An 11818-nucleotide genomic window follows, 5' to 3' on the forward strand; every position below is an offset into this window, starting at 1 on the left:
GCGGCATGCCCGGTAGCCGCCAACCTTGGTTGGCGCCGTTCGGGCCACGTCTCAGCGCAGCAGCGCAATCACCACGCACACCACCACGAGAGCCAGCGCAGGCCATTGCATCGGCAGGAAGAAGAAGTGATGGGGTGCGGCCTCGCCCTTCTGCCGGGGCACACGATTGAGCCACAGGCCCAGCAGTACGTTCACCGCTGCGCCGATGCCTGCACCCAGCAGCACCTGGGGCAGTGGAGTGTTGCCCTTGGAGCCTTCATGCGGGAAGAAGTACGCCAGCAGCAGGATGGCTGCGATCGGCGTCACCAGCGTCATGAATCCCCAACCTCGATAGATCATCTTTGCAGACCGCGTAATAAACGACCTGTATTGGAACAGATCGGGTATCGCCCGGCCAGGAAGACCGTGTAGATCCACGCATGGCGTGGATCTACCGGCCGCGCCGCCGTTGCAGCGGCGCGGCCCTTGCCACTCAGCGCAGTCCGGTCTCGTTGCGGGCGATCACCAAGCGCTGGATTTCCGAGGTGCCTTCGTAGATCTCGGTGATCTTGGCATCACGGAAGTAGCGCTCCAGCGGCATTTCCTTCGAATAACCCATGCCGCCATGGATCTGCACCGCCTGGTGGGTGATCCACATCGCGGCTTCCGAAGCGGTCAGCTTGGCCACCGCGGCTTCGGTGCTGAAACGCTTGCCCTGGCCCTTCACCCATGCGGCGCGCAGGGTCAGCAGCAGCGCTGCGTCCAGCTTGCACTTCATGTCGGCGATCTTGGCCTGGGTCATCTGGAAGGTACCGATGGCCGCGCCGAACGCCTTGCGCTCCTTCACGTATTCCAGGGTCGCTTCATAGGCGGCACGGGCGATGCCGATGGCCTGCGAGGCGATGCCGATGCGACCAGCATCAAGCACGCTCATGGCGATCTTGAAGCCCTCGCCTTCCTGGCCCAGCACGTCTTCGGCCTGCGCCACGTAATCGTTGAACTCGATCTCGCAGGTGGCCGAAGCACGGATGCCCAGCTTCGGCTCGGTCTTGCCGCGGCCGAAACCCGCCTTGTCGGTATCGATGATGAAGGCGGTGATACCACGCGCGCCCTTGTCCGGCTCGCTCATCGCGAACAGCACGATGTACTTGGCCACCGGGCCGGAGGTGATCCAGCTCTTCTTGCCGTTGATCACGAAGGTGCCGTCGGCCTGCTTCACCGCGCGGCAGCGCATGGCGGTCGCGTCCGAACCCGACTGCGGCTCGGTCAGCGCGAATGCACCGATGGCCTCGCCTTCGGCGATCGCACGCACGTAGGTCTGCTTCTGCGCTTCGGTACCGTGAGTGAGGATGCCGTTGCAGAACAGCGAGTTGTTCACCGACATGATGGTCGAATGGGCTGCGTCGGCGGCGGCGACCTCCACCATCGCCAGCACGTACGCGATCGGGTCCATGCCCGCGCCGCCGTATTCGGTCGGCACTTCGATGCCCATCAGGCCGTTCTCGCCGAGCAGGCGGATGTTGTCCAGCGGGAACTCGCCGGTACGGTCATGGTGCTCCGCGCTCGGAGCGATCTTCTCCTGCGCGATCCGCCGCGCCACGTCCTGCAACATCAACTGCTCTTCAGTAAAGCTGAAATCCACAACACCCTCCCGGGTACATGATGTTATGGGCCGCGCACGGCGTGCCCAGGTGCCCCGATTGTACCGGGGCCGGCGGCTTCCGTACGCCAGCGACTTGACCGCGGCAGGTCTTCTCAGCGAATATATCTCTATATCGCGATAGGTAGATATTTATGGATCTTGAAGACTGGTCGACCCGCCTGAAGGTGTTCGCCGATGCGACCCGCGTGCGCCTGCTGGCGCTGCTGGAGCAGGAGGAACTGACCGTGGCCGAACTGTCGGCGATCACCCGGCTGGCACAGCCGCGGGTGTCCACCCATCTGGCGCGCCTGAAGGAAGCCGGCCTGGTTCGCGACCGCCGTGCCGGCGTGTCGGCCTATTACCGCTTCGACGAGGCCCAGCTGGACCCGGCGCAGCGTGCATTGTGGCATGCCTTGAGCAATGGAAGCGACGACCCGCTGCTTCGCCAGGACGCCGAACGCGTCGCCGCCGTGCTGGCCCACCGCGCCTCCGACCAGAACTGGGCCGACAGCGTGGCCGGCGACATGGAGCGCCACTATTCTCCAGGCCGGACCTGGGAGGCCCTTGCGCGCACCGCGCTGCCACTGCTGGAAACCGGCGACGTGCTGGACATTGCCTCCGGTGATGGCGTGCTGGCCGAACTCGTCGCCCCGCATGCCAAGCGCTACATCTGTATCGACACCAGCGCACGCGTGGTCGCCGCCGCCAGCGAGCGCCTGCGCCGCCTGCCCAATGTGGAAGTGCGCGAGGGCGACATGCATGCCCTGCCGTTCAAGGACGGCAGCTTCGACCTGGTGGTGCTGATGCATGCGCTGACCTACGCCAGCAAACCGGCGCAGGCGGTGACCGAAGCCGCACGCGTGCTGCGCCCCGGTGGCCGCCTGCTGCTGTGCAGCCTCGCCCGCCACGAGCACAAGGCAGCAGTGGAGGCTTACGGCCACGTCAACCTCGGTTTCAGTGACAAGGAACTGCGCAGGTTCGTCGACAAGGCCGGCCTGCAGGTGTCCAGCCTGGAGACGGTTACCCGCGAAAAGCGTCCGCCGCACTTTGAAGTGATTTCACTGATCGCCAACAAGCCCTGAGCCGAGACCGCCATGCCTGCCCTGCCCTGGTTGCATCCTGATCGTGCCAACGCCCTGCTCGACGCCCTGCGCGAGCGGATCCTGATCATCGACGGCGCGATGGGTACGATGATCCAGCGCCATGGCCTGCAGGAAGACGATTACCGTGGCGAGCGCTTCGCCGATGGCTACGACCATCTGCATGGCCCCGGCTGCGATCACGCAACACCGGAAGGCCATGACCTGAAGGGCAACAACGATCTGCTGCTGCTGACCCGGCCGCAGATCGTCGCCGACATCCACACCGCCTACCTGGAAGCGGGCGCGGATCTGGTCGAGACCAACACCTTCAACGCCACGTCGGTCAGCCAGGCCGACTACCACCTCGAACACCTGGTGTACGAATTGAACAAGGCCGGTGCCGCAGTTGCGCGAACCTGCTGTGATGCAGTGGCTGCGACCACGCCGGGCAAGCCCCGCTTCGTGATCGGGGTGATCGGCCCCACCAGCCGCACCGCCTCGATCAGTCCCGACGTCAATGATCCGGGCTTCCGCAACACCAGCTTCGACGAGTTGCGCGACACCTACCGCGAAGCGATCGAGGGCCTGATCGACGGCGGTGCCGACACCCTCATGGTCGAGACCATCTTCGACACGCTCAACGCCAAGGCGGCGCTGTATGCGCTGGAAGAGGCTTTTGATGCGCGTGGCGCGCGCTTGCCGGTGATGATCTCCGGCACCATCACCGACGCATCCGGACGCACCCTGTCCGGGCAGACAGCGGAAGCCTTCCATGCCTCGCTGGCGCATGCACGACCGCTGTCGATCGGACTGAACTGCGCGCTGGGTGCCGATGCCATGCGCCCGCACGTGGAAACCCTTGCACAGGTCGCCGGCTGTTATGTCAGCGCACACCCCAATGCCGGCCTGCCCAATGCCTTCGGCGAGTACGACGAAACGCCGGAGGACATGGCCAGTACCCTGCGAGGCTTCGCCGAAGATGGCCTGCTGAACCTGGTCGGCGGCTGCCGCGGTTCCACCCCGGACCATATCCGTGCAATTGCCGAGGCCGTGGCCGGGCTGCCGCCGCGCGCCCTGCCCGGTTCCCAGGAGCAGCAGGCCGCATGAGCACCTCGCCCTACACCCGCCTGTCCGGGCTGGAACCGCTGGTCATTACCCCGGATCTGCTGTTCATCAACGTCGGCGAACGCACCAACGTCACCGGCAGCGCGCAGTTCCGCAAGCTGGTCAAGGAAGGCCGCTACGAAGAAGCGGTGGACGTGGCCCGCCAGCAGGTGGCCAGCGGCGCGCAGATCCTCGACGTCAACATGGACGAGGGCCTGATCGATTCGGAAGCGGCGATGACCCGCTACCTCAACCTGATCATGTCCGAGCCGGACATCGCGCGTATCCCGGTGATGGTCGACTCCTCCAAGTGGAGCGTGATCGAGGCCGGCCTGAAATGCCTGCAGGGCAAGAGCGTGGTCAACTCGATCTCGCTGAAGGAAGGCGAGGCACTGTTCCGCGAACACGCACGCAAGGTCCTGCGCTATGGCGCCGCCGCGGTGGTGATGGCCTTCGATGAAAGCGGGCAGGCCGATACCTGCGCGCGCAAGGTCGAGATATGCACCCGCGCCTACCGCATCCTCGTCGACGAGATCGGTTTCCCGCCGCAGGACATCATCTTCGACCCGAACATCTTCGCCGTCGCCACCGGCATCGAAGAGCACGACAACTATGCAGTGGACTTCATCGAAGCCACCCGCATCATCAAGCAGACGCTGCCGCACTGCCATGTGTCCGGCGGTGTCTCCAACGTGTCGTTCTCGTTCCGTGGCAACGAAACGGTACGCCAGGCCATCCACTCGGTGTTCCTGTACCACGCCATCGCCGCCGGCATGGACATGGGCATCGTCAACGCCGGCGCCATGCCGATCTACGACGAGCTGGAGCCGGAACTGCGCGAGCGCGTGGAGGACGTGATCCTCAACCGCCGCAGCGACGCCACTGAGCGCCTGCTGGAAATCGCCGAGCGCTACAAGGGCAAGAAGGGCGCGGCAAAGACCGAGGACCTGGCCTGGCGCGAGAAGCCGGTGGCGCAGCGCCTGGCGCACGCGCTGGTGCATGGCCTGGACGCCTATGTGGAAGAGGACACCGAACTGGCCCGGCAGGCCTCCAGCCGCCCGCTGGATGTGATCGAAGGCCCGCTGATGGACGGCATGAACGTGGTCGGCGACCTGTTCGGCGCCGGCAAGATGTTCCTGCCGCAGGTGGTGAAGTCCGCGCGCGTGATGAAGAAGGCGGTGGCCTACCTGCTGCCGTACATCGAAGCGGAAAAGGCGCGCAGCGGCGACACCGCCAAGAGCAACGGCAAGATCATCATGGCCACGGTGAAGGGCGATGTGCATGACATCGGCAAGAACATCGTCGGCGTGGTCCTGGCCTGCAACAACTTTGAAGTAGTCGACCTTGGCGTGATGGTGCCGGCACAGAAGATCCTCGATGCCGCCCGTGAACACAACGCCGACCTGATCGGTCTGTCCGGGCTGATCACTCCGTCGCTGGAGGAGATGAGCCACGTCGCCCGCGAGATGCAGCGCCAGGGCTTCGAGCTGCCGCTGCTGATCGGTGGCGCCACGACCTCGCGTGCGCATACCGCGCTGAAGATCGACCCGCATTACAAGGCCCCCACGGTGTGGGTGAAAGATGCCTCGCGCGCGGTCGGCGTGGCCCAGTCGCTGATCTCGCGTGACCTGCGTGAAGCCTTCGTTGCCGCCAACGAGGCCGACTATGCCGAGATCCGCGCGCGCCACCGCAATCGCGGCGATGCCAAGCGCCTGGTCACGCTGGAACATGCACGCGGGCAGAAATTCCAGGGAGGATGGGACAGCTACACGCCGCCGGCACCGAACCAGCCCGGCCTGCACGTATTCGACGACTACCCGCTGGCCGAACTGGTCGACTACATCGACTGGACGCCGTTTTTCCAGGCCTGGGAGCTGGCCGGCAAGTTCCCGGCCATCCTCACCGACGAGATCGTCGGCACTCAGGCCAGCGATCTGTACAAGGATGCCCGCGCGATGCTCGAGCGCATCGTCGGCGAAAAGTGGCTGACCGCCAAGGCCGTGTTCGGCCTGTGGCCGGCCAACAGCGTCGGCGACGACGTGCGCGTGCAGCACCCGCAGGGCGAGACCACGCTGCACTTCCTGCGCCAGCAGGTGGACAAGCCGGCCGAGCGCCCCGATTTCTGCCTGGCCGATTTCATCGCGCCGGCCGACAGTGGCCAGCAGGACTGGATCGGCGCCTTCGCGGTGACCGCCGGCATCGGCATCGACGCCCACGTGGCGCGCTTCGAGGCCGACCATGACGATTACAACGCGATCCTGCTCAAGGCCCTCGCCGACCGCTTCGCCGAAGCGTTGGCCGAGCGGCTGCACCAGCGCGTACGCACGGAATTCTGGGGCTACGACCACGCCGAGACGCTGGACAACGAGGCGCTGATCGACGAACAGTATCGCGGTATCCGCCCCGCGCCGGGCTATCCCGCCTGCCCGGAGCACAGCGAAAAGCGCTGCCTGTTCGATCTGCTGCAAGCCGAAGCGAACGCCGGCATGGCGTTGACCGAGAGCTTCGCGATGCTGCCCACCGCAGCGGTATCGGGTTACTACTTCAGCCACCCGCAGAGCCAGTACTTCGTGGTCGGCCGGCTCAGCCGCGAACAGGTCGGCGACTACGCACGCCGCAAGGGCGTGGACCGCGCCCAGGCCGAGCGCTGGCTGGCCTCCAACCTCGACTACGATCCCGAATGAGGCGGTAGCGCCGGGCCATGCCCGGCGTCATCTCCCGTCCGCCGGGCATGGCCCGGCGCTACCGTGCATGATTCCCGCGATGACTGTCCCCGTTGCCCGCCTCTCCAGCTTCTACCTGTTCTACTACGCAGCGCTCGGTGCGTTCACTCCGTACTGGAGCCTGTTCCTCACTGCGCGCGGCATGAGCGTGACCGCGATCAGCGTGATGATGGGCCTGTGGTATGCAACGCGTGTGGTTGCGCCCAGCACCTGGACCTCGCTGGCGGCGGCCTCGCCACGGCCGATCCGCCTGCTGCGTATCGGCTGCCTGCTGACCCTGATCAGCTTCGCCGCGTTCCTGCTTCCTCTGCCGCAGCCGTGGATGTATCCGGCAATGGTGGTGTTCTGCTTCTTCTACAACGCGGTAATGCCACAGTTCGAGTCGATCACCCTCACCCATCTCGGCAGCGACAGCCATCGCTACGGCCTGATCCGGGTCTGGGGCTCACTGGGCTTCATCGCCATCGTGACCCTGTTCGGCTGGCTGATCGAAGGTGACGGCACCTCCAGCCGCGCCGGGCTGCTGCCGTGGATGATGCTGCCGCTGTTCGTCCTGCTGGTCGCTTCCGCCTTCAGCAATCACTACGCGCGCGGCATCGGCCGGACCGAAGGCGACGCCAGCGGCTTCTGGCAGATCGTGCGCCGCCCTCCGGTACTCGCGTTCTTCCTCGCTGCCTTCATGGAGCAGCTTTCGTTCGGACCGTACTACACGTTCTTCTCGGTCTACATGGACCATCACGGCTACCGCACATCCACGCTCGGCCTGCTGTGGACCATCGGCGTGGTGTTCGAGGTCGGCGTGTTCTTCACCATCGGCCGTTTCTTCCGTCGCTACGACGCCAGCTGGATGCTGCTGATCGCGCTGGTCAGTTCCTGCCTGCGCTGGGCGGTCACCGCGCTGTTCCCGGAGAACCTGCCGGTGATGCTGCTGGCCCAGACCGCGCATGCGCTCGGCTTTGCTGCTTTCTTCGCCGCAGCCATGCAGATGCTGGCGACCTATTTCCCGGGCCGCCTCAACGGCCATGGCCAGGGCCTGCTGTACGGTTTCTCGTCCGGTGTCGGCGGCGTGCTGGGCGCGCTCATTGCCGGCCAGCTGTGGAAGATCGACGATGGCCGCACCGCATTCCTGGCGGGGAGCGGGTTTGCCATGGTCGGCGCATTGCTGTGCTTCTTCGCACTGAGCCTGCCGTTGATCCGTGCACGCCGCAGCATTGCGCGCGCCCGGTAACGAAAACGCCGGGCAATGCCCGGCGTTTTCATCGTGCAGCAAGTGTAGTTACCAGACCAGGTCGTCCGGCACCTGGTACTGCGGGTCCGCGTACGGATCTTCCTCGGCCGGCGCATCCGGATCGACCTTCAGCGCCACCGAGGCGGCGAACACCGCTTCGGACTGTGCCAGCACCTCGGCAGTCACCAGCAGGTAACGGCCATTGAGCTGCACCACGCCCAGCTCACCGGCATTGAGCGCGGTCAGCTGTTCGGCGGTCACGTAGATGCGCTTGATCTTGCCGCCATACGGGAAGTGGCGCGCGATGTCCGCCGCCTCGGCGTTGAGGCTCTTGTCCTTCAGCAGTTCTTCCAGCTTGGCCTTCGCCTCGCGGCGAACGCGTGCTTCTTCCTGCTTCAGGCGCTCGGTCTCGATGCGCTCTTCCTTCTCCCGCTGCGCGCGGATGGCATAGGCCTTGGCCAGGTCCATCTCTTCGGCGCTGCGCGGCTTGCGCGGGCCCTGCTGTCCCTGGCCACCGCGCGCATGCCCGCCGGGCTTGCCCGCGCCACCATGACCGTGCCCGCGACGCTCGCCGGGCTTGTGCTCGCCCTTGCCTGCGCCCTGCGGCTTTCCATTGCCGTTGCCACCCTTGCCCTGCGGGCGGCCATCACGGCGGGGGCCATCATTCTTGCGCTCGGGCTTGGGCGCGGGCTTGAAGCCCAGGCCCATCAGCTGGTCGCGGAGGGTATCGCTCATAGGATTCGGATCAGTAGTGCGGCGGCGGTTCGCTCGCCGGATCAGAAGAATTCAGTGCGTTGCGGACCTTGCCCAGGTCTTCCAGCAGCACGCGCAGCACATCGGCGTTGCGCATGCCCTGCATGCGGGCATCAGCCAGCGCATCGCTCAGTTCGGCCAGCGCCTGTTCCTGGAAGGACACGCGCATTTCCAGCTCGACCAGGCGCGCTTCCAGCGCCTGCTCGCGTTCAGTGGGCATATCAGACATGCAACGAGCGCCCCCGGCCAATGCCGTAGTACGCAAGACCTGCAGCTTCCACTTCGCCCGGCTCATACAGGTTGCGGCCGTCGAACACCACTGCGTCCTTCAACTGCTCGCGCAGCTTCTGGAAGTCGGGGCTGCGGAACTGCTTCCACTCGGTGACCACCACCAGTGCATCGGCGCCCTGCAGTGCTTCGCCTGCCGTGCTGCAGAACGTGAGGTCGTCGCGCTCACCGAAGATGCGCTGCGATTCATGCATCGCTTCCGGGTCGTAGGCACGCACCGTGGCACCGCCTTCCCAGAGCTGCGCCAGCAGGCGACGGCTGGAGGCCTCACGCATGTCGTCGGTGTTCGGCTTGAAGGCCAGGCCCCATACGGCGAACGTCTTGCCGCGCACGCCTTCGTCCTCGCCCTTGTCGTAATGGCGCTGGATGAGGGCGAACAGGTGGCCCTTCTGTGCATCGTTGACCGCTTCAACCGCATTGAGCAGCTTCGGCTCCAGGCCATACTGCTGGGCGGTACGGGCCAGTGCCTGCACGTCCTTCGGGAAGCACGAGCCACCGTAGCCGGCGCCCGGATAGATGAAGTGCCAGCCGATGCGCGGGTCCGAGCCGATGCCCTGGCGGACCTGCTCGACGTCGGCACCCACGCGTTCGGCGATGTTGGCGATTTCATTCATGAACGAAATCTTGGTCGCCAGCATCGCGTTGGCGGCGTACTTGGTCAGCTCGGCCGAGCGCACGTCCATTTCCACCACACGGTCGTGGTTGCGGTTGAACGGCGCGTACAGGCGACGCATCACCGCCACCGACTCCTCGCTGGTCGCACCGATGATGATGCGGTCCGGGCGCATGCAGTCGGCGACTGCGTCGCCTTCCTTCAGGAATTCCGGGTTGGACACCACGTCGAAGGCGATGTCCGCGCCCCGCGCGGCCAGCTCTTCAGCGATGGCTGCACGCACCTTGTCAGCGGTGCCGACCGGCACCGTCGACTTGTTGACCACCACGGTCGGCACGCTCATGTGCCGGCCGATGGTGCGGGCCACGGCCAGCACGTACTGCAGATCGGCGCTGCCATCCTCGTCCGGGGGCGTGCCAACGGCGATGAACACCACCTGGCCATGCTCGATGGCGGCCGCCGCATCGGTGGTGAACGCCAGCCGCGAGGCGGCATGGTTGGCCTTCACCATCGGCTCAAGGCCCGGCTCATAGATCGGGATGATGCCCTGGTTGAGGCCATCGACCTTGGCCTGATCGATGTCCACGCAGACCACCTGGTGGCCTGCGTCGGCCAGGCAGGTACCGGTCACCAGTCCAACGTAACCGGTACCAAAAATCGCAACGCGCATATCCGTATTCGCTCCTGAATGACTTACGGCAGAACGCCCAGCAGCTCGACGTCGAACGTCAGCGTCGCGTTCGGGCCGATCGGGCCGCCCGGGGTGCCGTTCTCGCCGTAGGCCAGTTCGCCCGGGATCCAGAAGCGGTACTTCGAACCGACCGGCATCAGCGCGACGCCTTCGGTCCAGCCCTTGATCACCTGGTCCAGGCCGAACTCGGCCGGCTGGCGGCCGTAGGAACTGTCGAACACGGTGCCGTTGAGCAGCTTGCCTTCGTAGTTCACGCGCACCTTGCTGCTCGGCAGAGGACGCTCGCCGCTACCCGGGCGGATCACCTGGTACTGCAGGCCCGACGAGGTGGTCACCACGCCCGGCTGGGTCTTGTTCTTGGCCAGGAATGCGTTGCCTTCCGTGCGGTTGGTCTGCGCAGCCTGGGCGGCCTTGGCCTGCATTTCAGCCTGCTTGGCACCCATGAAGGCCTGGATGGTGGCGGTCGCGTCAGCTTCCGTCATCTTCGGCTGGCCCTTGGTCAGGCCGGTGCTGATCGCGTCAAACAGCGAGGCGACATCGATATCGTCCTTCAGCTGCGCCAGCGACGGGCCCACCGAGTAGGAGCCGATCATCTGCGACACCTTGACGCGGTCGACCTTCGGCGGCTGCGAACCCGGTGCCACGCCCGGCACCTGCTGGCCACTGCGGGCCATCACGACCTGGCGCAGGGCGGCATCGGTGGCCTTGGCCTGTTCCTGGGTGATCTGCGGCTGCAGGCCCTCGAACGAGCGCTCAACGGCGGTGCGCAGGGCGGCCACATCGATCTCTTCGGCGATCGGGGTGAACGACTTGGCCACGTCCAGGCCGATGGCATAGCCGAGCTTCTGCTTGGGGGAATTCAAGGTTGCGGTCTCCTTGGCGGCTGCGGGGGCAGCCGGTTGTTGCGACAGAGCGACACCCGAAGTGCCCATCGCCAGAATCAGAACCGACGCCGCGGCGCCGCGCATTCCCATCTTCATTCGCTGCATTCCTGGAAGTGTCTGGGCGCCGACGTCGGCGCGAAAAGAAGCATTGTCGCACGCATGCCGTCGATGTCGAGGCATGCGTGCCGGATATCAATGCGTGGCGGCTGCCGCCAGCGCCTTGTCGATGGCCGCGGTCAGCTGCGGATCGTCCGGCGTCACCTTGCTGGCGAACTGGGCAATGACCTTGCCATCGCGGCCCACGAGGTATTTGTGGAAGTTCCAGGCCGGCGCAACGCCGGTCGCTGCGGTCAAGCGCTGGTACAGCGGCGTGGCCTGGGTACCGACCACATGCACCTTCTCGAACATCGGGAACTTGACGCCATAGGTCAGGGTGCAGAAGTCCTGGATCTGCTTCTCGTCACCCGGTTCCTGGCCCTTGAAGTCATTGGAAGGGAAGCCCAGCACCGCGAAACCGCGGCCGGCATAGCGCTTCTGCAGCGCCTCCAGCCCTTCGTACTGCGGCGTGTAGCCACACTTGCTGGCGGTGTTGACCACCAGCAGCACCTGCCCGTGATAGCGCTGCTGCAGATTCACCTGCTGCTTGCTGGCCAACGGCCGGTATTCCAGATCGAGCAGGTCGGCCGCCAGCGCACTGGCGGAACCGGCGACACCGGCCACCATCAGGGCCAGCAGGGACAGGCCGCGCAGGCGGCACGGGGAAACGGTCGGCAGGGGCATCAGAGGCGGTCCGCGGTAGCCATTCACAAGGCCCGGCCAGCGCTGGCCGGG

11 protein-coding genes are annotated in these 11818 nt (G+C 65.7%); 4 read left to right on the forward strand and 7 right to left on the reverse strand.

The window, feature by feature from the left end; genetic code table 11:
* Window positions 1-51 precede the first annotated feature (51 nt).
* Window positions 52-315 (reverse strand): hypothetical protein, encoded by a 264-nt coding sequence (locus tag ARC63_RS11455; RefSeq protein ID WP_019337351.1) that lies wholly within the window; start codon window positions 313-315, stop codon window positions 52-54.
* A 157-nt stretch (window positions 316-472) separates the two neighbouring features.
* Window positions 473-1621, reverse strand: coding sequence for an acyl-CoA dehydrogenase family protein (locus ARC63_RS11460; RefSeq protein WP_010480433.1), 1149 nt, complete (start codon window positions 1619-1621; stop codon window positions 473-475).
* 152 nt (window positions 1622-1773) lie between these two features.
* Between ARC63_RS11460 and ARC63_RS11465 the strand changes: the two genes are divergently transcribed.
* The 4 genes from ARC63_RS11465 (at window position 1774) to ARC63_RS11480 (ending at window position 7758) form a co-directional block, all read left to right on the forward strand.
* On the forward strand, window positions 1774-2703 hold the full coding sequence (locus tag ARC63_RS11465) for an ArsR/SmtB family transcription factor (RefSeq protein ID WP_010480432.1): 930 nt from the start codon (window positions 1774-1776) through the stop codon (window positions 2701-2703).
* Between the two features lie 12 nt (window positions 2704-2715).
* On the forward strand, window positions 2716-3810 hold the full coding sequence (locus ARC63_RS11470) for a homocysteine S-methyltransferase family protein (RefSeq protein ID WP_057503347.1): 1095 nt from the start codon (window positions 2716-2718) through the stop codon (window positions 3808-3810).
* Entirely contained in the window at window positions 3807-6491 is a 2685-nt protein-coding gene (gene metH, locus ARC63_RS11475; RefSeq protein WP_019337353.1) for a methionine synthase, read from the forward strand. Before ARC63_RS11470 ends, metH begins: the two co-directional genes overlap by 4 nt.
* 79 nt (window positions 6492-6570) lie before the next feature.
* The gene (locus ARC63_RS11480; protein WP_057503348.1) at window positions 6571-7758 is read left to right on the forward strand and encodes an MFS transporter; all 1188 of its coding nucleotides are present in this window, start codon (window positions 6571-6573) and stop codon (window positions 7756-7758) included.
* 48 nt (window positions 7759-7806) lie between these two features.
* On the opposite strand, the gene ARC63_RS11485 is transcribed toward ARC63_RS11480, so the two are convergent.
* The 5 genes from ARC63_RS11485 to ARC63_RS11505 form a co-directional block, all read right to left on the reverse strand.
* Window positions 7807-8493 (reverse strand): DUF2058 domain-containing protein, encoded by a 687-nt coding sequence (locus ARC63_RS11485; RefSeq protein WP_057503349.1) that lies wholly within the window; start codon window positions 8491-8493, stop codon window positions 7807-7809.
* A 10-nt stretch (window positions 8494-8503) separates the two neighbouring features.
* Window positions 8504-8740, reverse strand: a complete 237-nt coding sequence (locus ARC63_RS11490) for a SlyX family protein (protein ID WP_057503350.1) — start codon at window positions 8738-8740, stop codon at window positions 8504-8506.
* Window positions 8733-10082 (reverse strand): UDP-glucose dehydrogenase family protein, encoded by a 1350-nt coding sequence (locus ARC63_RS11495; protein ID WP_010480421.1) that lies wholly within the window; start codon window positions 10080-10082, stop codon window positions 8733-8735. Before ARC63_RS11495 ends, ARC63_RS11490 begins: the two co-directional genes overlap by 8 nt.
* Before the next feature lie 23 nt (window positions 10083-10105).
* Entirely contained in the window at window positions 10106-11083 is a 978-nt protein-coding gene (locus ARC63_RS11500; protein WP_010480420.1) for an FKBP-type peptidyl-prolyl cis-trans isomerase N-terminal domain-containing protein, read from the reverse strand.
* Between the two features lie 96 nt (window positions 11084-11179).
* Entirely contained in the window at window positions 11180-11767 is a 588-nt protein-coding gene (locus ARC63_RS11505) for a glutathione peroxidase (protein WP_010480418.1), read from the reverse strand.
* Window positions 11768-11818: the final 51 nt, after the last annotated feature.

This window comes from Stenotrophomonas geniculata ATCC 19374 = JCM 13324 (genome assembly GCF_001431625.1).
In the GTDB taxonomy this organism is placed as follows: Bacteria; Pseudomonadota; Gammaproteobacteria; order Xanthomonadales; family Xanthomonadaceae; genus Stenotrophomonas; species Stenotrophomonas geniculata.